The organism is Streptomyces flavofungini (assembly GCF_014650815.1).
GTDB classification, from domain to species: Bacteria; Actinomycetota; Actinomycetes; order Streptomycetales; family Streptomycetaceae; genus Streptomyces; species Streptomyces flavofungini.
This window is the reverse complement of sequence record NZ_BMVR01000009.1, coordinates 292,205-314,385: the sequence shown is the minus strand read 5'-3', so window position 1 is coordinate 314,385 and position 22,181 is coordinate 292,205. Positions and strand designations below refer to the sequence as shown.

Sequence of the window (22,181 nt, the reverse complement as noted above, 5' to 3'; positions counted from 1 at the left end):
CCCGGTGCCGGTTGCGGGGGCAGGGTCAGGCGGGCTGGTCGCGGCGGGCCCGGACCGCGTCGAGGTACTCGCCGATCGCGTCCCGGTTCCGGGTCAGGCAGGCGACGCGCCGCGTCATGCTGTCCAGCTCCCGCTCCAGCGTGGCCAGCATCTCCGGCGTGGCGTCGGGGAAGTGGATGACACGGGGCTGGTCCAGGCAGGGCAGGATCTGCTTGATGAGGCGCGTGGGGAGCCCCGCGTCCAGGAGGCCCCGGATCTGCAGGACCCGGTCGACGCACGACTCGTCGTACGCCCGGTACCCGTTGGCGGCGCGCTCGGCGACGATCAGCCCCTGCTCCTCGTAGTACCGCAGCAGCCTGCGCGGCGTACCGGTACGTTCCGACAGCTCCCCGATGCGCATGCCCGCCCCTCCCCGGCTCACCTGTCCCGCCCCGGAAGTCTCACACGCGTGTGCAGGCTGGCGTTCGTGGCCGCCGCGGCCCCCTCGGCCCACCCCGCCCCGTCCCGCACCCCGCGCACCCGCGTGCTGGTCGTCTCGGGGAACATCCGCTCCGCCCGGTCGGTGACGGCGACATCCCGGGCCGCGAGGACCGGAAGCAGCGCACCGCCCCCACCGGCCTCCGCGTGCGTGACGGGCGCGGCGGCCGCTTCGAGGCGCGCGCCGACGCGCTGGGCGTACGCCATCCAGAACGCCTGCCGGAACGTCTTGGTCCGCTTGCGCCCGCCCGCGCGCTGCCCGGCCTCCGCCGTCGTCATGGCGGCGAGCCCCTGCACGAGGAGGGAGGTGTGCAGCAGTTCGACGACCTCCAGGTCGGCCTCGAAGCCGACGACGGTGGTGAAGCCGAGGGCCTCGTTCCACACCGCGCGACAGCGGTTCGCGGTGGCGACGGCGTCGAGGAGGATCGCCTTGGCCGTCTCGTACGGGGCGTCGACCCCGATCCGGCAGGCCCCGGGCAGGTCCGCGCGGTGCGTACGGGCGGCGAGCAGCGCCTCGTCGACGCTGTGCCGCGCCATCAGCTCCTGCGCCTTCGCGGTCAGCGCCTCCGCCTCCTCCGGGTAGCCGGTCGCCTCCGCCTTGGCGAGCAGGGCCCGGATGCGGGTGAGGGTGCGCGGTTCGTCGTCGCGGTGCGGCGGCGGTACGTGCAGGGGGGTGCCGGGCGCCGGACCGACGGGCTCGATCGGGGGCAGCCGCAGGAGCAGGCGGTAGAGGGCGAGGACGGCGGTGGCGTGCGTGAAGCGGTCGGGCCCCCGCCAGGGCTCGTGGGCGTCGAGGGCGGCGAGCTGCGCGGGCCAGCGGGCGGGCAGCAGGCCGGGGGCGTAGCGGCGGGTCTCGGCGCGGATCAGGGCGGCGGCCAGGCGTACGTGCGGCTCGTCGAGGTCGCGCCGGACCAGGCGCAGGACGTCGGCGGGCTGCCAGCCGCGCTCCCAGGCCCGCCGCAGCGACTCCTCGCCGCGCGCCGCGAGTTCGGCGTCGGCGGTGGGGTCGGCGGCGAGCAGCGACGCGCCGGTGTCGAGGCCTTCGTCGGCGCGCCCGACCCGCGCGTCCGCCCCGTACAGCGCCGCCGCGAACGCCCTGTCGATCACCGAATCCATACCCCTAAGGGTAGGCCTGGCCCTACCTTCGACCGGCCCGCCAGTGGTCGTGAGCGCGGGGCCCCGGCGCGGTTGGCTCGGGGCATGGTTCTCGCTTCGCTACGGGCCCGGTGGGCCGGATTCCTGGGCGCCTTCGTCGCCGTCGCCCTCGGGGTGGCCCTGACCGCCGCGGCGGGGGTGGGGCTCGCGGCGAGTCTGGCCGCGCCGGTGCGGGAGCCGGTGCGGTTCGCGGGGTCGCCGGTGGTGGTGGCGGGGCGGGACACGCTGACGGTGCCGGTGCGGCGCGGGCCCGAGGTCCGCCACGTGACGAAGCGGCTCGCTCATCCACACCCTGTGGACAACGAACTCCTGCGCGAGCTTCGTCGCCTGGGGCAGATCCATACAGACCGTACGGCACCGGACGCCGTCGGCCTCGCCGCGCCCGTCGCCCGGGTACGCGCCGTCGTCGCCGCGTCCGGCACCGGCGCCCGCGTCCTGACCGGCGCCGACCGCCGCCTGGTCGACCCCGCCACCGCACGCGACGCCGAAGCGCTGGTCGCCGTGAACGCGTTCCTCGGCACGGCGGGCGGGGTCGCCGCGTTCGTGGCGGTGTTCGTGACCGCGTCGACGTTCGCCTTCGTGGTGGCGCTGCGGCGCCGGGAGTTCGGGCTGCTGCGGGCGGCCGGGGCGAGCCGGGGGCAGGTCCGGCGGTGGCTGCTCGGCGAGGCGCTGGTGGTGGGGGCGGTGGCGGCGGCGGTCGGGTGCCTGGGCGGGGCACTGGGGGCGCCGGTGCTGGCGGGGGCGCTGGTGGACTCGGGGGTGGCGCCGCCGTGGTTCACCGTCGACGGCGGCCCCGACGGTTTCGCGTGGACCTGGTGGCCGTACCAGCTCGCCTTCTGGACCGGGCTGCTCGTCGCCCTCGCCGGATCGTGGAGCGCGGCGCGCCGGGCCGGGCGGGTCAGCCCCGTCGAGGCGCTGCGCGAGGCGTCGCTCGACACCGGCGTGCTGCCGGTCGGGCGCCGGGTCGTGGGCGCCGTGCTGCTGGTGGGCGGGGTGGGGCTGCTGGCGTGGACGGTGTGGGCGGAGCCGTCGGAGTTGCTGAAGCGGAAGACGTACACGACGCAGCCGATGGTTCTGTGTACGGGGGTGGCCGCGCTGGCGCCGGTGTCGGTGCGGTACGTGGTGGGGGCGTTGCGTCGGCCCCGGGTGCGGGTGCGGCGGGGCGTCCCGGTCGCGGGCGGGGTGACCGTCGGCCGTAGCTGCACCGACCCGGGCCGTCCCCGCAGCGCGCGCGGCAGCACGGCCAGGAGCACGCACGGCAGCACGGCCAGGAGTTGGGTGAGTCTCGGGCGGGTTGCTCGGGCCAATGCCGCCGGGGCCGTGCGGCGCACCGCCGCCATTGCCGCGCCCGTCCTCGTCAGCGTCGCCGTCGGCGGCTGCCTGCTGGGGTCCGCCGCGACGGTGGGCGCGGCGAAGGCGGCCGAGGCGAGGGACCGCACCGCCGCCCAACTGATCGTCACCGGCGCTGACTTGCGGCCTGCGGGGCGGATTCCGGGCGCGACCGTGGCCGCGTCGGCGCGCACCGCCGTCTTCGTACGCGAGGACGACGACTCCGCCCTCCTCCGCGCCGAGGCGCGCGCGGTGACCGACCCGGCGGCGTTCGCGGCGGCGAACCGGCTGCCCGTGGTCGCCGGTGACGTACGGCGGCTCGACGACCGGTCGATCGTCGTCAACGAGGAGTGGCAGCGGCACCGCGTCGGCCGGCACGTCGACGTGTGGCTCGGCGACGGCCGCCGGGCACGGCTGCGGATCGTGGCGGTCCTCGCCCGCGGCACCGGCGACAACGGGGCGTACGTCACGGCCCGCAACGCCCCCGCCGCCCCGCTCGACCGCATGGACGTACGCCTCCGGGACGGCGCCGACCGCACGGCCGTCGCGGCGGCGCTGCGGCCGACCGGCGGGCAGGTGCGGCCGGCCGGGGAGTGGCTGGCCGCCGAGTACCCCGGCATGAAGCACCAGACCCGCCTCGGCCTGCGCATGCTGCTCGCGCTCTGCCTCGCGTACACGGCGATCTCGCTGGCGAGCACGCAGCTGATGACGGCACCCGTACGGGCCCCCGAGCTGCGCTCCCTGCGACTGCTCGGCGCCGCCCCCGGCCAGATCCGGCTCGTGGTCGCCGCCGAGGCGGTCCTCGCGGTGACGGTGGGCGCGGTGCTCGGCCTCGCCGTGACACTGGTCGGCCTCGGCGGCCTGAGCGCGGCGCTGGCGAGGCTCTCGGCACCGGCGGGGGTGGTGGTGCCGTGGGACGTGATGGGGGTGTGCGTGGGGGTCTCGGTGGTGGTGGCGGTGGGGGCGGGGGTGCTGGGGTGCCGGAGGCAGGTGTCGTGAGGGTCCCGCCCGTGTCGGCCTCGGCGACCGGGAGTCCCCGCCCCGGCCGGGCCCCGGGTCCCCGGCCTCGTCGGCCTACGAGTCCCCGCCCTCGTCGATCAGCCGCCGTACCTCCCGGTCGACCAGGCCGAGGCGGGCCTCCGCGACGAGCGGCACCAGGCGGCGCCGGCGGCGGGCCTCGTGGACGTCGATGTCGACGGTGACCAGAGCCGGTTCCCACTTCGGGGCCTGGGCGACGACGGTGCCGCGCGGGTCCACGACCCGCGAACCGCCCCAGAACGTGGCGCCGTTCTCGTTGCCGACGCGGTTCACGAAGACGACCCAGCACTGGAGCATGCGGGCGGTGTACGACAGCAGGGTGTCCCAGTACAGGCCGGTGTCCATGGCCTCCGGGTCGAGGCTCGCGGCGCTGTTCGTCGGTACGACGATGACCTCGGCGCCGTCCTGCACGGCGAGCCACGGCAGCACCGGCTGCCAGGCGTCGTTGCAGACGAGCGTGGCGGCGCGGCCGTGGTTGCCGGGCAGGTCGTAGGCGCGCAGGTGCTGGCCGGGGCTGACGTGCTTGCGCTCCTCCCAGGCCAGGTAGTTGGGCAGGTACAGCTTGCGGTGGGCGTGCAGGAGGGCGCCGCCCGCGTAGTAGGCCGAGGTGTTGTACGCGCGCAGGCTGGTGTGCTCGTGCAGGCCGACCAGGACGTCCGGGCCCAGGAGGGACAGGCCGAGGAGGCGGGGGTCGTCGGCGGCCAGCGAGGTGTCCCCGCGCAGGGCACCCAGGTGGTAGCCGTGCAGGCTCAGCTCCGGGAAGACCACCAGGTCGGCACCCTGCGCGGCCGCCCGCGCCACCTGCTCCCGGGCCACCTCGAAGTTCTCGTCCACCGCACCCAGTACGCAGTCCGTCTGCGCCAACGCCACTCGCATGGGGCGAGCCTCGCAGGGCCCCGCGGGGGCGGCATGCGGGCGGGGGCCACCTGGGTTCCGGGGGCCGGGGCCCGGGGGGGGCCGTCCGGCGCGGGGCGCTCGCCGCCGGGCGTCGGGGCGAACTCGCAGGTCGGGTGCGGTGGCGGTGGCGGTGGCGGGGCGTTGTCAGTGGGGGGTGGCATCGTCGGGGGTATGCGTGGTGGACGGTGGGTGGTGGCCGAGGGGGACGGGGGTGTGTGTCTTGCCGTGGCCGTGGGGGAGGACGGCGTGCCCGTCGGGGGCGTGCAGCGGTTCGGCGGGGTGGGCGAGGCCGTGCTGGCCCGGCCCGGCGTGGAGCGGTGGGTGTGGCAGTCCACGGCCAGGTCCTATCCGCGGGTCCTCGCGGCGGGCGGCCGCGTGGAGCGGTGCTACGACATCGAGGCGGCGGAGCTGCTGCTGCTCGGCCACGCGGGCCGCCTCGGCGAGCCCCGTTCGGCGGCGGCCGCCTGGGCCCGGCTGCACCGAAGACCCGTACCGCCCGATCCCCCGCCCCGCGCCGCCGAGCCGGGCTCCCAGGACTCCCTCTTCGAGCCGTCCCCGGCGGCCCCCCTCCCTCTGGAAGCCCTCCTGGAGGTGTACGCCGACCAGCTCCGACGGCACGACGACACCGCCCACCCGGGCCGCATGAGGCTCCTGACGGCCGCCGAGTCGGCCGGCATGCTCGTGGCCGCCGAGATGAACGCCGCGGGCCTGCCCTGGCGCGCCGACGTGCACAAGGACCTCCTGCGCGAGCTCCTCGGCGAGCGCTACGGCGGCAGCGGCGAACCCCGCAGGCTCGCCGAACTGGCCGACGAGGTGTCCGCCGCGTTCGGCCACCGCGTCCGCCCCGACCTGCCCGCCGAGGTGGTGAAGGCGTTCGCCCGCGCCGGTATCCGGATCAAGTCGACGCGGAAGTGGGAGCTGGAGGAGATCGACCACCCCGCGGTCAAGCCCCTGCTCCAGTACAAGACGCTGTACCGGATCTGGACGGCCCACGGCTGGTCCTGGCTCCAGGACTGGGTCCACGACGGCCGCTTCCGCCCGGAGTACACGCCGGGCGGCACCGTCTCCGGCCGCTGGACCACGAACGGCGGCGGTGCCCTGCAGATCCCGAAGGTCATCCGGCGTGCCGTGGTCGCCGACCCGGGCTGGCGCCTGGTCGTCGCCGACGCCGACCAGATGGAGCCGCGCGTCCTCGCCGCGATCTCCCGCGACCGGGGCCTGATGGACGTCGCGGGCAGCGCGGAGGACCTGTACACGCGGCTCTCGGACCGCGCGTTCTCCGGCGACCGCGAGCACGCCAAGCTGGCGCTGCTCGGCGCCGTCTACGGCCAGACGTCCGGCGACGGCCTGAAGAACCTCGCGGCGCTGCGCCGCCGCTTCCCGCTGGCCGTCGGGTACGTCGACGACGCCGCGAAGGCCGGACAGGAGGGCCGTCTCGTACGGACGTGGCTCGGCCGCACCAGTCCCCCGGCCGCCGGAGCGACGGACGACGACGGCGAAGCGGGCATCCCCCAGGAGGAGGCCGCCCCGCAACAGCCCGCCGGGGACGGCGAGTTCACCCCCGGGTACGCCTCCACCGACGCCCGCGCCCGCGGCCGCTTCACCCGCAACTTCGTCGTGCAGGGCAGCGCCGCCGACTGGGCCCTGCTGATGCTCGCCGCCCTCCGCCGCGCCACCGCCGGGATGCGCGCCGAGCTGGTCTTCTTCCAGCACGACGAAGTGATCGTGCACTGCCCGCAGGAGGAGGCGGAGGTCGTCGCCGCGGCGGTTCGGGAGGCGGGGGACCTGGCGGGGCGGATCGCGTTCGGCGAGACGCCGGTGCGGTTTCCGTTCTCGGTGGCCGTCGTGGAGTGCTACGCGGACGCCAAATAGAACGTTCGTTATACGGACGTCAGACAGGCCTTGAGCTCCGCGACGACCTTGGCGTTGACGCCGTCCAGGGATGCGAGGGCGGCGAGGGCCGCCTCCCACTGGGCGTACGCCTCGTCGGTACGGCCCTCGGCGCGCAGCAGCAGCCCGTACTGGTGGCGGGCGAGCCCGGCCATGTGGGTGTCACCGCGGTGCTCGGCGCGGTCCAGGAGCAGCGCGCACTCGCGGGTTGCGTCCGCCGCGCGGGCGAGTTCGCGCAGGGCGCGGACCAGGCCGAGGCGGGACTGGGACTCGCCGTGCCAGTCCTCGTACTCGCCGTGCAGGCGCAGCGCCTCCTCGAAGTGACCGCGGGCGGCGGCGGGTTCGCCGAGGGTGAGGCGGGCGTAGCCGATGTTGCAGTGGGCGGACTGGCGGACGACGAGGTGGCCGATGCGGGCGCCGATGGCGAGGCTGCGTTCGTGGTGCGTGATGGCGGCGCGGGCGTCGGTGTGCTCGTAGAGGTTGCCGAGATGGCTGTACGTGATGGCCTCGCTCAGCGCGTCGTCGAGCCCCCGGGCCAGGTCGAGGGCCTCGCGCAGGGCGGCGGCGGACTCGGTGTGCCGGCCGAGGCCTTCGAGCAGCAGGCCCCGGTGGTTCAGGGCCCGGCGTACGGAGGAGGTGTCGCCGAGGTCCCGCCACAGGCCGAGGGCCTCGTCGTTCAGGGCCAGCGCCTCGCCCGCGCGCCCCGCCATGAACCGGTGTCCCGCGAGGTCGGACAGGGCCTGCGCACGCGCCCCGGGCTCGCCGTGACGGCGGGCCGCGGCCACGGCGAGGGCGCACAGCCGGGCCAACTCGGTGAGCCTGCCCCGCCGTTGCAGATAGGGGAAGAGGTACCGGACGAGCCGGGGCACCCGCCCGGTGCCGTCGTGGGTGTGCCGCTCGGTGAGGGTGACGATGTTCCCCAACTCCTGGTCGGCCCAGGCGAAGGCCTGGTCGGCGGTGGGGAAGGCCGGGGCGTGGGGGCCGGGGCCGGCCCCGTCGCCGTGCGCCCCCTCGAACCCGCCCAGCCGGTCCCGCCGGTCCTGGCCGTCCGGCATGATCGCGAGGAGGGCGTCGCGGGCGCGGGCGGCGTACCAGTCGAGGGCCGTGCGGTCGGCCGACTCCGGTGCCGGGGACGCGTGTTCGCGGGCGAAGTCGCGGACCAGGTCGTGGGGTGCGTAGCGGCCGTACGCCGACTCGTCGAGGAGGGCCACGTCGACCAGGCGGTCGAGGGCGGACTGGGCTCGGCGGCGGGGCAGCGCGAGCAGCCGGGCCAGGAGCGGGGCGCTGTACTCCGGCAGGTCGAGGGCGCCGACGGCGCACAGGGCGCGGGCGGCGTCGCGGTCGCTCTCGCGGTCGGACGTGCGCAGTGACGAAAGGGCCACGTCGAGGGAGCTGCGTACGCTCAAGTCGTCGTGTTCCAGGTGGTGCAGGCGCTCGCCGCAGTCCGCGAGGAGGCCCGCGAGGGCGTCCGGCGTGAGCGCGCTGCGGGCCGCGAGGCGGGCGGCGACGATCCGCAGAGCCAGCGGGAGGCGGCCCGCGAGCGCCACCAACGGGTGGGCCGCGTCGAGCCCGTCCCGGCCCGAGGCGGCCCGGAGCAGCGCGGCGCTGTCGGCGTCGGACAGCGGCCGCAACGGGAAGCGGGCCGCGCCGTCCAGCGCGGTGAGCTGGGAACGGCTCGTCACGATGACGGCACAGCCCGGCCCACCGGGCAGCAGCGGCCGCACCTGCGCGGCGCTCGCGGCGTCGTCGAGGACGAGCAGGGTGCGGGTGGGCGCGAGCAGGGACCGCAGCAACGCGGCCGCCGCGTCCGGGTCCTCGGGCGCGCGGCGCGCCTCCGCCCCGAGGTCGCGCAGCAGCGCGGCGAGGGCCTGGCCGGGGGTGAGCGGGGTCATGCCGGGGGTGGCGCCGTGCAGATTGAGGTAGAGCTGCCCGTCGGGGAAGGCGCCGCGCGACTCGTGCGCGGTGTGGAGGGCTAGGGCGCTCTTGCCCACGCCGGCCATTCCGGAGAGTACGGCGACTCGGGGGGTGCCGTCGGGGGTGTCGGGGGCGTCGGCCGCGTCGTGCGCGCTGTCGGCGTCGCCCCGGTCGCGGGCGTCTCGCCCGTCGTGCGCCGCGGGCCCGTCGACGAGCAGCGCCCGAAGCCGCCGGGTCTGCGCGGTGCGGCCGGTGAAGTGGGGCGGCCTGGGCGGGAGTTGGGCGGGCCGGGGGGCCCGCGTGGGCGCGGAGGCGGTCTGGCGGCCACCGGCCAGGAGGGCGCGAGGCGGGCCGGAGGGCCGTGTCGTCGGGGACGACGGGGGTGACGCCTGCGGTGGGGGCCCGGACAGGTGCGGCTCGGTGGACGGCCGGGGGTCCGACGGCGGCCGGGACGCCGACGGGTGGGGCGACGGCGGGTGCGGGGTGCCGGGGGGCGAGGTGCGGGCGGTGCGGGGTGGGTTCGCGTCGTCCGGCGAGGCGCCCCCGCCCGTGTCCGCGCCCGCGCCCGTGTCCGAGCGCAGGATCTCGCCGTGCGCCTCCCGTACCGCCTCCCCCGGTTCCACTCCCAGTTCGTCGACCAGGCGGCGGCGCAGGGCGCGGTGGACGGCGAGGGCCTCCGCCTGGCGGCCGGTGCGGTGCAGGACGAGCATCAGGTGGCGGTGGAAGGTCTCGCGGAGCGGGTGTTCGGCCACCAGGGAGGCCAGTTCCGGGGTGCGGAAGGCGAGTTCGGTGAGGTGGCGGCCGGGCGCGGTGGCGGCGGCTTCGAGGAGGGCGTCGTAACGGCACTCCAGGAGCAGCAGACGGGACTCTTCGAGGCGTTGTACGAGGGCGTGGCCCGCCGTGGCCGTCGGGATCCCGGACAGCGGGGTGCCGCGCCAGAGCGCGAGGGCCGCGCCTGCGGCGTCCTCCGCGGCGGCCCAGTCGCGCTCCGCGTGGGCGGCGCGGGCCTGCGCGAAGCGGCGTTCGAAGAGGCGTACGTCCAGTTCGCCGTCGGCCACGCGCAGGCGGTAGCCCGGCGGTACGGCCCGGAGGCGGTCGGGGTCGTCCAGGAGGCGGCGGAGGCGGGTCACGTGGTTCTGCAGGGAGGCGTGCGCGGAGGCGGGCGGGCCGTCGGCCCACAGCGCCTCCTTGAGGGCGTCCGCGGAGACCACGCGGTCGGGTTCGAGAAGCAGTGCGGCCAGGAGGGCGCGGGCCTTGGGGCTGCGTACGGGGTGTGGCTCGCCTTCGGCGTCGTACACCGCGGGCACGCCGAGGAGACCGAACCTCAGCTCGTCCGCCATGCTCGCCCAACTCCCCGTTACCGCCGGTCCGGCCACCTGCCCGGGTCCGGCCCGCCGTCCCTTTCGAACAGCCGTTGGCCACATGTTAGCGATCTGTTGGCGGTGCCTGATGGGATCACTACATCGGACCTGGCCCCGCCGGTGCGTGCGCTTCGGCGCGTGGCTCGGGGGAGTGTCGCCGCCGCGGCCGGGTCCGCCCAAGCTGGCCTTCTGGCCTTGAGGGGACGTCCCACTCGCTGTGGGACGGGGCGGCGCCGGATCGCGCTGCGCGCTCGTCCTCAAGCGCCGGACGGGCTGAAATCACCCCACCGTCCGCCTCGGGTGGGACCGAGCGCCACCGGTCGGCCTGCGGCCTCGTCCTCAGACGCCGGACGGGCTGACCTGCCTCCTCATGTCACCGGCAGCCTCACCGTGAACACCGCCCCCTTCCCCCTCTCGCTCTCCACCGTCACGGTCCCCCCGTGCGCCTGCACCAGATTGCGGACGATCGCCAGGCCCAGGCCACTGCCCCCCGTCGCCCGGGTGCGGGACTTGTCGGCGCGCCAGAAGCGGTCGAAGACGTGCGGGAGGTCGCCCGCGGCGATGCCGGTGCCGGTGTCGGCGACCTCGACGAGTACGCCCTCGGCCGTACCGCCGGACCCGGCCGCGTTGCGGCAGTGCACGGTCACCCTGCCCCCCGCGGGCGTGTGGCGGATCGCGTTGGAGACGAGGTTGCCGATGGCCTGGCGGAGGCGGAGGGGGTCGGCGGTGAGCCAGGGGTCGCCGGTGGCGCGGGCGGTGAGGCGGACGCCGGCGGCGTCGGCGCGGGCCTGGTGGGCGGCGACGACCTGGTCGGCGAGTTCGACGGCGCGGACGGGCTCGCGGTGCAGGCGGAGGGTGCCCGCGTCGGCGGCGGCGAGGTCCTGGAGGTCGTTGACGATGTGCTGGAGGAGCAGGGCCTCCTCCAGGAGCGAGGTGACGAGTTCGGGGTCGGTCGCCACGATCCCGTCCTCCGCGGCCTCCAGCCACCCCCGGATGTTGGACAGCGGCGTCCGCAGCTCGTGCGCGACGTCGCTGACCATCGCCTTGCGCTGCTCCTCAAGGGCCTTGCGGTGCGCGGCCATGTCGTTGAAGGCGGCGGCGAGCTGGCTGATCTCCCCGGCCGAGCGGGCGGGTACGGGTTCGGTGGCCTCGCCGGTCTTCATGCGCTGCGTCGCCGTGGTGAGGGCGCGCAGCGGCCGGGTCAGCCGGGTCGCGGCGAACGCGGTGGCGGCGACGGTGACGGCGAGGATCGCGGCGGCGAGCCCGACCAGGCGGGTGGTGTTGGCGCCGGACAGCTGGAAGCCGCTCTCGGAGGGGCGGGAGCCGTCCGGGCTGGTGATGAACAGGAGCGCGGGCGAGGACACGTACGGGCCGAGCTGCTCGCGGCGGGCGCTGTCGATGCAGTTGGCGGCGAGCGACTCGGCGGCCTGCTCGGCCTCGTTGCGGCGGGTCTTGGCCTTGCGGGCGGCTTCCTCGGCCTTGCGCAGGGACTCGTCGGCGGTCGGCTCCGGGGCTCTCGGGTCGGTGGGGGACGGCGGCGTCGGCTCGGGGGCGACCACCGGGACGCTCGCCGGGTACAGCCGCGGCGCGCCGTTGCGGCCGATGGTGAGGCCGAACTTCACGGGCTCGGAGCCCTTGCGGCGCATGCAGGCCCAGGCGAGCTTGTTGACCTTGCCGAGCGCTTTGCGTTCGGTGGCGGTGATGTTGTCCAGGTACGAGGTGCCGCAGCTGTAGTCCGTGACGCGGGAGTCGGTGTCGTCGGGCGTACGGACGAACGGGCGTCCGCTCGGGCCGACGACGAGCTTGGCGTCGATGCCCCGGTCCCGCAGGCACCCCACGTTCTTCTCGGCGACGGCCCGCAGCTCGTGGCGCTCGTCGGCGGACAGCCGGAAGGGGCCGACGGCACGCGGGTCGATGCGGTCGACGGCGCCGGTCCCGGTACCGAGCCCCTCCCCGGTGCCGAGCCCGCTGCCGCCCGCGACGCCGCCGCCCTCGCCGGGGTACCCGCCGTCGGTCCCGCCGACGGATTCGGCCCCGCCCTCGGTGCCCGGCGCCATCGCGTCCTGCTTCGGCGCCTGCGGGACGGCTCCGGGTTCGAGGGAGGCACCGGTGATCGAACCCGCCCCCGTGCCCGTCGTCCCCTCCCCCCGCGCCGCCGCCAGCGTCGAGTCGACGGCGAGCGGGTCCACGACCGCCGACGCGCGCGCCGGGAGCCGCGCCCCGCGCTCGGGGCCCGGGCTTGCGGAGTCGGCGATGACCTTGCGGTTCTCGGTGGTGAGCGCGATCCGGCGGCCGGTGTCGGCGGCGAGGTCGCGCACCGTGCGGTCGGCGTCGCGCCAGTTGGGGCGCGACGCGGCGAGGCCGAGGAGCTTGTCGTAGATCCGGGCGTCGTCGGCGAGCACCTGCCCCTGTTCCTGCCGGATCGCCCCGGAGGTGGTCTGCGCGGCGAGCCAGGCGGTGGCGGCGATCGACATCACCGAGACGAGGATGGAAACAGCGAGGAGCCGGGTCAGTAGGCTCTTGCGGACGGGGATGCGGTCACGGACGGCGACGCGGTCACGGACGGGGGCGCGGTCACGGACGGGGGCGCGGGTTCGGGCCGCACGGCCGGAGTCGGAGCCGGGACCGGAGCCGGGGCTGGAGTCGGTGCCGGAGTCGGTGCCGGAGCCAGGCCCGGCGCCGGACCCCCGCTTACGCCTCATGGCGGGCCGCCGCCCCGCCGTGGCCCTCGGCCACGGCCCCGCCCCCGGCCGCCGCATGGTGCGCGACCAGCTTGTATCCGACCCCGAACACCGTCACCAACCGCTGCGGCGACCGCGGATTCGCCTCGATCTTCTTGCGCAGATTCAGTACGTGCACGTCCACGGTCCGCGCCGATATGTACCCCGAGGACCCGTGGATGCGGTCCAGGAGCTGCGGCCGGGTGAACACCCGCTCCGGCTCGGCGGCCATCGCGGCGAGCAGTTCGAACTCGCCGGGCGTGCACTCGACCCGGCGCTGGTCGACGGTCACCTCGTGGCGCCGCTCGTCCACGACGAGGCCCCCGGCCCGCAGCACGCGGGCGTCCGGGTCGGGCGGCGGCAGATGGGCGGTGCCCCCGGCGCGCCGGAGCAGGGTGCGGACGCGGGCCATCAGCTCGCGGGGGCTGTAGGGCTTGGTGAGGTAGTCGTCGGCGCCCAGGTCGAGGCCGAGGAGCAGGTCGTCCTCGGTGGAGCGGGCGGTGAGCATGAGGATGGGCAGCGTGCTGGCGCCGGGCGCCGGGTGCTCGCCGGGCCGGGGCCCCGCGCGCAGCACGCGGGTGACGCCGAGGCCGTCGACCTCCGGCATCATCACGTCGAGGATGAGCAGGTCGGGGGCGTGCCGCCGGACCTGCTCCAGGGCGGCCCGGCCGTCGTGGACGACGCCGACCGTGTGACCCTCGCGCTCCAGATAGCGGCGGATGAGGTCGGCCTGTTTCTCGTCGTCCTCCGCGACCAGGACAAAAGCGCACATGCGCCCGAGCATAAGTGGACCTCCGTGGTCCACGACCGTCGCGAGGACGCCCTGACAGGAATCACACAACTCCCCGCGCCCGGCGTGGGCCGCGCCCGCGGGCCGTGGCCGGGACCGTGGCCGACGGCCGTCCAACCCCTCGTTACCGGCCGGTTATCCTGGGATCTTTTCCGCCAGGAGGGATCGCACCAGTGGAGTTCCGGCTGCTCGGAGGGGTGTCCGTCGCCACCGAGGCCGGTGAGCTGCCGCTGGGTCCGGCGAAGCGCCGCAGCCTGCTCGCCACCCTGCTGCTGCGCCCCAATTACCCCGTCTCCGTCCAGCGGTTGACCGAGGCCCTGTGGGACGACGAGCCACCGGCACGCGCCCGCGGCGTCATCCAGGGCCATGTGTCGCGGCTGCGCACCCTGCTGGTCGCGGCCGACGCGGAGATGTACGGCGTGGAGCTGGTCACCCAGGGCACGGCGTACCTGCTGCGGATGCCGGAGACCCTGATCGACGCCCACCGCTTCGAGGAGCTGGTGTCGCTGGCCCGCGGGCAGCGCGCGGTCGCCGACGCGGTGGCGATGTACGAGGAGGCCCTCGCCCTGTGGCAGGGCCCCGCGCTGACCGGGGTGCACCCGAGCCCGTCCCTCCAGGCGGCGGCGCAGGCCCTGGAGGAGACCCGGCTGGCGTCCGTGGAGCGGCTCGCCGCCGGGTACGGGCAGGTCGGCGAGCACGCGCGCGCCGCGGCCCTGCTGCGCGCCGAGGCCACCGCCCACCCGCTGCGGGAGTCCCTGTCGGCGGCCCTGGTGACCGCGCTGCGGCGGGCCGGTCGCCGCTCGGAGGCCCTGGACTGCTTCCACCGCGCCCGCCGCCTCCTCGCCGACGAACTGGGCCTCGACCCGGGCCCGGAGCTGGCCGACGCGTATGCGCTCGCGCTGCGCGGGGAGGAGGAGGCGGCTCCGTCCGGGGGTCGGACGGGGGCACAGCCGGGGGCACGGCCGGGCTCGCAGCCGAGGGCGTATCCGGCCTCGCGGCCGGGGCCACCGGCGGGCGCACCGGCAGGCGCACCGGTGGGCGCACCGGCAGGCACTCCCCCGTCGGCGACCCGTTCGACACCCCCGACAGCGACCCGGCCGCCAGCACCCCCCACCACCACCCAGCCGCCAGCCCCGCAACACCAGCCACCCCCCACCCCCACCCACTCCCACTCCCACTCCCACTCCCACACCCCCATAGACCTCCTCCCCCGCTCCCCCCGCGGCTTCCACGGCCGCTCCGCCGAGTTCACCGCCCTCTCCCGGGCGGCGGCGGGCGAGGCCCCGGTCTGTCTGGTCACGGGCCCCGCGGGCGTGGGCAAGACCGCGGTCGTCGTGCAGTGGGCGCACCGCAACCGCGCGGTCTTCCCCGACGGCCGTCTCTACGCCGACCTGCGCGGCTTCGCGGACACGGGCGAGCCGTCCGTCCTCGACGTACTGCGTGAGTTCCTGCTGGCGCTCGGCGTGCCGCCGCGCCGGATACCGGAGTCGGCGAACGGCGCGGCGGCGCTGTTCCGTTCCCTCGCGGCCGACCGCCAACTCCTCGTCGTACTCGACAACGTACGAGAGTCCGAGCAGGTCAGACCGCTGTTGCCGGGCGGGGCCCGGTGCGTCACCGTCGTCACGAGCCGGAACCGGCTGCGCGGCCTGATCGCGAGCGACGCGGCCCGGCCGCTGCCCGTGGACGTCCTCGAACCGGACGACGGCACGGCGCTGCTCGCCGGGGTGCTCGGCCAGGAGCGGGTGCTCGCGGAGCCGGTGGCGGCGCGGCGCCTGGCGGAGCTGTGCGGCGGGCTGCCGCTGGCGCTGCGGGTGGTGGCGGCGCGGCTCGCGGACCGCCCGCAGTGGACGCTGGCCGCGATGGCCGCGGAACTGTCCGACGAGTCGCGGCGTGCGGTGCTGCTCGACGTGGAGGACACCGGCGTACGGGCGGCACTGCGGCTGACGCTGCGGCAGCTCCCCGAGGCCGTGGGGCACCACTTCGCGCAGCTCGGCCGCCACCCGGGCACGCACGTGGACCGGTACGCGGCGGCGGCCCTCGCGGGCACCGACCCGGACACCGCCGAGGCGGCCCTGGAGCGGATGACCGCCGCGCACCTCCTGACCCGGACGGCGCCGGACCGCTGGACCCTGCACGACCTCGTCCGGCTCTACGCCCGCGGCCTCGACGCCGACCCGGAGGCGCTGCCGCGCGTCCTGGACCACTGCGTCGCCACCGCCCTCGCGGCGGCCCACGCGGCCGAGCCGGGCGACGAGCCGTGCTTCGCGCCGCCCGCCGGGTTCCGGGCGCCGCGCGCGGTGCGGGAGTTCGCGGACCGGGCCGCCGCGATGGACTGGTACGCGGCCGAGCGCGAGGACCTGACGCTGGCGGCGGGCGCGGCCGACGCGGCCGGGCTGCACGACCGGACCTGGCGGATCGTGCTCGCCCTGTGGCCGCTGGTGGTGTGGCGGGTGCGGGACGGCTGGGCGCCGCTCCTGGAGACGGGCCTGCGCGCGGCCCGCGCCGCCGCCGATCCGTACGCGCAGGCGCGGGTCCTCGCGCTGCTCGGCTGGGTCCTCATGGAGGAGGGCCGCACGGCCGAGGCGCTGGCCTGCCTGGAGGCGGCACCGCCCCTCGCGGCACAGGCGGGCGACCCGCGCGGCGAGGCGACGGCGCTGGTCAACCTGTCCCTCGCACAGGCGGCCCACGGCGGCACGGACGAGGCGGCCCACGGCTGCGTACGGGCGGCGGAGCTGGCCCGTACGGCCGGTGACGGCAACACCGAACGCCTCGCCCTGCACCACCTGGCCCGCCACCAACTGGCCGCCCGCGACTGGCAGTCGGCCCTGGACACGGCGTACGCGGCCCTCGCCCTCACTCCCGCGGCGGCCGCCCCGAGCCCGGCCCGCATCCTCCTCGTCCTGTCCACCGGCGAGGCCCTGCTCGGCCTCGGCGACGAGCCGGAGGGCATCCGCCGCCTGGACCGGGCGGCGCGCGAGGCCGAGTCGAGCGGCTTCGACGAGGGCGCGGTGCAGGCACTGGGGGCGCTGGTGCGGGTGTCGGCGGAGGACGGGTTCCGGGAGCGGCACGAGGCGGCGGTGCGGAGGCTGGCGGCGGGGGCGGAAGCGGGCTGAGGCGGACAGCAGGGGAAGCGGGCCGGCCCGGGCGGAAGCCGACCTGGTCGTGGCCCGCCGCGCCACCGGTGATGCCGCCGTGCGGGGACGTGAGCGGGACGACAGCGGCGCGTGAGCGGAACGACAGCGGCCGGGCCCAGTCTGGTGTCAACGGCGGGAACGACCGCCAAGACCGAACCACCCCAGGGGGAGCACCACCATGCGTACGTCTCGGATCCGCACCGCCGCACTCGCCGCCACCACCGCCGCGCTCGCCCTGGCGACCCTGACCGCCTGCGGCAGCTCGGACGGCGGCGACGACGCGAAGGGCGGCGCGAAGCGCGGCGGCGCCGTCGTGTCGGACAAGGCGGACGGCGGGACGTCCGGCGGGTCCGGCTCGGCCGAGGGTGCGACCGTCGACGCGGCGAAGGGCTCGGGTTCGTCGGAGGGCACGACGGTCGGCGCGAGCAAGGGCAACGGGTCGTCCGGCGCGGGCAAGGGTACGAGCGCCGGTGCGGGCCAGGGCGCGAAGGCCTCCAGCGCCGGGGTCCGGGCGTGCGACGGCCAGGAGATCTCGTACTCCGTGGTGCACCGCTTCGCGAAGCAGCGCGGCGAGCACCTGCTCATCACCGCCACGAACGCGGACTCCAAGCCGTGCTACGTCACGTCGTTCCCGTCGGTGATGCTCGGCGACACCGTCAGCGTCCTGCCGCACTCCACCAAGGACAACCCCGGCGGCGGCAAGGCCCTCACCCTGAAGCCCGGCGGCAAGGTCTACGCGGCCGTGAACCTCTTCACCGACAGCGCGCGGACCCACACCTCGTCCGACCTCAGCATCGCCCTGCAGGACCACACCGGCGACACCGGCCCCGGCGTCGGCCAGGAGGCGTTCGACGCGAAGGGCGTCCCGTCGAAGTTCACGTGGTCGACGGCGGACGTGACGAACTGGAACACGGCAAAGCCCTACAACTTCTGAGCCTTCTGAGTCTTCCCGCGCCTTCCGCGCCTCATGAGACTTCTGATCGGCCGACTCCCCCAGAAGGCGATCAGCGGCAGGAGCGTCCCCCTTCGCGCGTGTGCGCGGAGGGGGACGTTCTGGTTCACGGCTGCGCGCGATGCGGGCTACGAGGCCTCGTACGGTACGACGATGACCTGCACGTCGTCCTCGTAGACGACGCGGCCGGGGTCCGTCGAGCGGACGGTGCGGCAGGGGACGCCGTGGGCGGCGAGGAGGTCGAGGTAGCCGGGGACGCGCTCGATGAGGTGGGTGGCGGTCGACTTGAACCAGGCGACGGCGCCGGGGTTCGCCGCGCGGTCGTAGGCGGTGGAGGGCGTGGTGTACGCGGCGTCGAACCAGTCGTTGCCCGCGCGCCAGAAGGCCCGTTGCTCCGGGGTGAGTCTGCCTTCGCGGGCGAGGGTGTTCACCAGGAAGAAGACGCCGGGACGGAGCCCGCGTTCGTGACGGACGGGGGACTCGAAGCGTATGTACTCCGTAGCCGTAGCCGTAGCCGTGTCGGCCGGACTGGCCGTGCTCGTCTCTTCGGTATCGGTATCGGTATCGGAATCGGAATCGGTCACCGGCGCATCCTCGCATCGGCGGCGGCGCGCCAGTGGGGTGCCCCGGCGCGTTCGGCGAGGGCACGCGCCTGCCGGTGGTGCCGGGCGGCGGCGCCGGGCCGCCCGAGGGCGGCGGCGAGGTCGCCCGCGTACAGGGCGACGGGTTCGAGGGTGAGCACGCCGCTCCCGGCTCCGGCCAATTCGCCGCAGGCGGGGAGGAGTTCGCGGTAGAGGGCGTCGAGGAGGCCGGGGGCGGCGGAGCCGGAGCGGAGGGCGGCGCGGGCGCGGAGGCAGAGGCGGGCTTCCAGGAGTTGATCGTGGGGGAGGTGGGCGGCTCCGGCGCCGGGGTGGCCCGGCCCGACGCCGACTTCGGCAGCCCCGGACACCGGGCCCTGGTCGGCAGTCCCGGCGCCCCCGGCATCCCTGGCGCCCCCGGCATCCCCCGCGACCCCCGCGACTCCCGCGACTCCCGCGACTCCCGCGACTCCCGCGACTCCCGCGACTCCCGCGACTCCCGCGACTCCCGCGACTCCCGCGACTCCCGCGACTCCCGCGACCACAGCGTCCTCGCCCCCGCTCTGCACCCGCAGGCACAGCAGCGCCAGCTCCCACAGCCCCCCACCGCTGCCCGTTCCCGCCGCCTCCTCCATCCCGCTCATCCCCCCGCCCCTCATCCGCGCCGCGGCGGCCCGGCACCCGGCCTCCGCCTCCGCCACTCGCCCGGCGACGGCGGCACGCAGCGCCGCGTACCCCTCGGTGAACACCCCCGCGAGGGGCAGCCCGTGCCGTTCGGCGAGCCGGTCGACGGCGGCGGCGTGACCGTCGGCGCGGTCGAATTCCGCGAGGGCGGAGTGGGCCTGGAGCAGCATCAGATGGCCGAGGACTTCGAAGGCGACGAGGCCGTGGCGGGCGGCGAGGGTGGTCAACTCCTCGCCGATGAGGAGGCGTTCGGGGGCGAGTCCGGGGCGGTGGTAGGTGTGGAGGTAGCGGGCGTTGAGGGCGAAGGCGAGCAGCGCGGCGGCATCGGCTGCGCCGCTCGGGACGGCCTCCGCCGCCCGGCCTGCTCCCGCTGCCGCGTCGGCCTCCCCGACGCCGACGTCGGCCATCCCGGCCATCCCGGCCATCCCAGCCATCCCGGCCATCTCGACAACCCCGGCACCCCCGGCCTCCCCCACCGCCCGGGCCAGCCTCTCGGCCTCCCGCGCCGCGTCGGCGCCGAGTTCCGTCCGGGCCCCCCGCGTCTCCATGCCGACGGTGCTGAGCAGTCGGCTCCGGGTGGCCCGGCGGGCCGGACTGCCGTCGTCCGGGAGGGCGTCGAGGGTGCGCAGGGCGGCGGCGACGATGCGGCGGGAGAGGGCTTCGTCGTCGTTGCGGGCCCAGATGCCGGGCACGTCGAAGGCGCCGATGACGCGGGCGGTCAGCTCGGGGTCGCCGGTGGCCTCGGCGGCGACCAGGGCGTCGGAGCGGTACCGGCGGGCCTCGGCGAGCACGCCGGTGACGGCGAGGTTCCGGACGAGCCCCATGACGATCCCGAGCCGCACCCGGTCCCCCGCTTGCCCGCCGAACGGCTCCTGTCCTCCGGCCCGCACCCCGGCCCGGTCCGGCTCCTGACCCCCGGCCCGCACCCCGGCCCGGTCCGGCTCCTGACCCCCGGACCGCGCCCCGGCCCGGTCGTACGCCCCCAACGCCGCCCCCCAGAGCCGCACCGCCTCGTGCGGCGCGAACGCGGCCTCCGCGCGCCGGGCCGCCCGAGCGGCGAAGTCGACGGCGCGGGCAGCGACCGCGCGGGTCCCGGCGCTGACGTAGTGGTGGGCGATGGCTTCGACGGAGTCGGGCCGCAGGCGTTCGAGGATCTCCCCGACGGCGGCGTGCAGCCGTGCCCGGCGAGGCCCCGACAGGTCCCCGTACAACGCCTCCCGCACCAGCGCGTGCGCGAACTCGACCCGTTCCCCCGCCCCTCCCCCTTCCCCTCCCCCTTCCCCCGCCACGAGGAACCCGGCCGCCACCCCCGCGTCGACCCCCTCAAGCACGGCCTCCTCGTCCCCGGCGAGCGCCCCGAGGACCTCCAGGTCGACGCCGGGCCCGATCAGCGCGGCCCGCACGAGCACGGCCCGAGCGCCCGTCGGCAGCGTGCCGAGCCGCCGCCGGACGATGTCCCGTACGCCTTCCGGCACTTGGGAGAGCGCGGCGACCCCTTCGGTGGCGTACAGGCGGGTGATCTCGCGTACGAAGAAGGGGTTGCCGCCGCTGCGACGGTGCACCGCGCGGACGGTCGCGGCGTCGAGGGGCCGCCCCGCGACGGCCCGCACGAGTTCCCCCACGGCGCCCTCGGACAACGCCCCGACCCGCACCCGCACGGGCTCGGCGCGGGCCACCCGCCCCAACAACTCCCTTACCCCGTCCGGGACTTCCCCGTCCCGATATGTCCCCACGACCAGCACGGCCCGCTCCATCGGCCGGTCCACCAGCGAGGCGAGCAACTCCAGCGTCCCGCTGTCGGCCCAGTGCAGATCATCGAGTACGAGGACCAGGGGCCGCCCCCGATCGGCGACCCCCGAGATCAGCTCCCCCACCCGCCGGTACCACCCGAACCGGTCCCCACCCGCGAACGCCCCACGCCCGCCGCCGGCCTCCTCCTCTTCCTCCTCCGAAGCCGTCAACTCCCCCTCAGAGACCCCCAACTCACCCAGGACCTCGACCCAGGGCCACCCGGCGGGAACCCCACCCTGCTCCACACCCCGCCCCCAAGCCCCGACCCACCCTGCTCCCGACAGCCGCCCCACCAACTCCCGGACAAGGGCGGTCTTCCCGGCACCGGCGTCCCCGGAGACCAACGCGAGGCCGAGCCGCCCTTCCCGCACGACGGCCCGCCCGGCCTCCTCCAGGGCAGCCGACTCCGCCTCCCGCCCGACGAGCCCGTTCCCCTGCCCCGCACCGGCTCCAGCACCCACGTCACCGTCATCCGCTGTGGGCGGCTGGGCCGCCGAGAGGGCGACAGGGGCATCCCCTGCTGGAGCGAGGCCGAGAGCTTGAGGAAGGGCGGGCACAGCCCAGGCCGACAGCGGGCCGACATCGGCCCCCGGCCCAGCGGCATCCCCACCCCGCCGCGCCAGCATCTCCCCCTCCAACCTCCGCAGCCCCTCCCCGGGCTCCACCCCCAACTCCCCCGCCAACCGCTCCCGAGCCCTCCGCAACACCCCCAGCGCGTCCCCCCGCCGCCCCGCCCGGAAGAGGGCGACCGCCAGCAGCCCCCAAGCCTCCTCCCGCCACGGATGCCCCTCGACGTGCGGCTCCAGGTCGAGCACCGCCTCCGCGGCCCGCCCGAGGACCAGCGCGGCGGAAGCCCGCCGTTCCACGGCGAGCAGCCGCACCCCCTCCAGCCGCGCGATCTCCGCCCGCGCCCACTCCGCGGCACTCCACTCGGCGTACGCGGGCCCCCGCCAAGCCGAGAGCGCCTCGTCGAGCAGCCCCAGGGCCACCCCGGCCCGCCCACCGGGGCCACCCGCACGGGCGTCCCCGGCGAGAAGCCGGCCGGCCTCCCCCACAGCCCCCTCGAACCGCCACGCGTCCACCGCCCCGCCCCCGGCGAGCAGCGCGTATCCCGGCCCGGACGTCACCAGGAGCCGCGCGGGTGCCCGCCGAGCCCGCCCCGGCTCAAGGACCTTCCGCAGATCCCCCACGAACGTCCTGAGAGCGCCGACGGCGCGAGGCGGCGGCTCCTCCCAGAAGTCATCGACCATCCAGTCCACCGGCACGGTCCGCCGCCGGGCGATGAGGAGCCGGGCGAGGACGGCCCGGTGCCGGGGCCCCTTCAGGTCGAGGGCATCCCCGTCCGCCCCCCGGGCGGCGAGAGCGCCGAGGACCTGGAAGGTCACCTCACCGGCCCCCGGCCCGGGCGTCTCTTCGTGCGGCACCCCCTCAACGTACCTCCCGTCACCTGCACGGACCCGCTGCTGATCCG

At 76.4% G+C, this 22,181-nt stretch carries 12 protein-coding genes; 4 read left to right on the top strand and 8 right to left on the bottom strand.

Annotated features, from left to right (window positions below; translation table 11 throughout):
• Positions 1–25: 25 nt before the first annotated feature.
• Positions 26–400, bottom strand: coding sequence for a MerR family transcriptional regulator (locus tag IE274_RS24810; RefSeq protein ID WP_190118073.1), 375 nt, complete (start codon positions 398–400; stop codon positions 26–28).
• A 17-nt stretch (positions 401–417) separates the two neighbouring features.
• Positions 418–1,593 (bottom strand): DUF2786 domain-containing protein, encoded by a 1,176-nt coding sequence (locus IE274_RS24805; RefSeq protein ID WP_190118072.1) that lies wholly within the window; start codon positions 1,591–1,593, stop codon positions 418–420.
• 84 nt (positions 1,594–1,677) lie between these two features.
• On the opposite strand from IE274_RS24805, the gene IE274_RS24800 reads away from it, so the two are divergent.
• Positions 1,678–3,960 (top strand): FtsX-like permease family protein, encoded by a 2,283-nt coding sequence (locus tag IE274_RS24800; protein WP_190118071.1) that lies wholly within the window; start codon positions 1,678–1,680, stop codon positions 3,958–3,960.
• A 75-nt stretch (positions 3,961–4,035) separates the two neighbouring features.
• On the opposite strand, the gene IE274_RS24795 is transcribed toward IE274_RS24800, so the two are convergent.
• Positions 4,036–4,875: a nitrilase-related carbon-nitrogen hydrolase gene (locus IE274_RS24795; protein WP_190118070.1), complete on the bottom strand. Its 840-nt coding sequence runs from the start codon at positions 4,873–4,875 to the stop codon at positions 4,036–4,038.
• Positions 4,876–5,067: 192 nt separating this feature from the next.
• On the opposite strand from IE274_RS24795, the gene IE274_RS24790 reads away from it, so the two are divergent.
• A complete protein-coding gene (locus IE274_RS24790) occupies positions 5,068–6,768 on the top strand; it encodes a bifunctional 3'-5' exonuclease/DNA polymerase (RefSeq protein ID WP_190118069.1) in 1,701 nt (566 codons plus the stop codon).
• Between the two features lie 8 nt (positions 6,769–6,776).
• Here the strand turns inward: IE274_RS24790 and IE274_RS24785 are convergent, their stop codons facing one another.
• From IE274_RS24785 to IE274_RS24775, 3 genes are all read right to left on the bottom strand, one after another.
• On the bottom strand, positions 6,777–10,040 hold the full coding sequence (locus IE274_RS24785) for an AfsR/SARP family transcriptional regulator (protein WP_190118068.1): 3,264 nt from the start codon (positions 10,038–10,040) through the stop codon (positions 6,777–6,779).
• A gap of 389 nt (positions 10,041–10,429) precedes the next feature.
• On the bottom strand, positions 10,430–12,763 hold the full coding sequence (locus IE274_RS24780) for a sensor histidine kinase (RefSeq protein WP_190118067.1): 2,334 nt from the start codon (positions 12,761–12,763) through the stop codon (positions 10,430–10,432).
• Positions 12,753–13,553, bottom strand: coding sequence for a response regulator transcription factor (locus tag IE274_RS24775; RefSeq protein ID WP_229909778.1), 801 nt, complete (start codon positions 13,551–13,553; stop codon positions 12,753–12,755). Before IE274_RS24775 ends, IE274_RS24780 begins: the two co-directional genes overlap by 11 nt.
• A gap of 191 nt (positions 13,554–13,744) precedes the next feature.
• On the opposite strand from IE274_RS24775, the gene IE274_RS24770 reads away from it, so the two are divergent.
• Positions 13,745–16,684, top strand: coding sequence for an AfsR/SARP family transcriptional regulator (locus IE274_RS24770; RefSeq protein WP_190118066.1), 2,940 nt, complete (start codon positions 13,745–13,747; stop codon positions 16,682–16,684).
• Between the two features lie 199 nt (positions 16,685–16,883).
• On the top strand, positions 16,884–17,639 hold the full coding sequence (locus IE274_RS24765) for a DUF4232 domain-containing protein (RefSeq protein ID WP_190118065.1): 756 nt from the start codon (positions 16,884–16,886) through the stop codon (positions 17,637–17,639).
• A gap of 146 nt (positions 17,640–17,785) precedes the next feature.
• Here IE274_RS24765 and IE274_RS24760 read toward each other — a convergent pair whose 3' ends face one another.
• Both IE274_RS24760 and IE274_RS40105 read right to left on the bottom strand, forming a co-directional pair.
• Positions 17,786–18,148, bottom strand: coding sequence for a hypothetical protein (locus IE274_RS24760; RefSeq protein ID WP_190118168.1), 363 nt, complete (start codon positions 18,146–18,148; stop codon positions 17,786–17,788).
• An 89-nt stretch (positions 18,149–18,237) separates the two neighbouring features.
• Complete coding sequence (locus IE274_RS40105; RefSeq protein ID WP_190118064.1) at positions 18,238–22,134, bottom strand: ATP-binding protein; 3,897 nt, start codon at positions 22,132–22,134, stop codon at positions 18,238–18,240.
• Positions 22,135–22,181 lie beyond the last annotated feature (47 nt).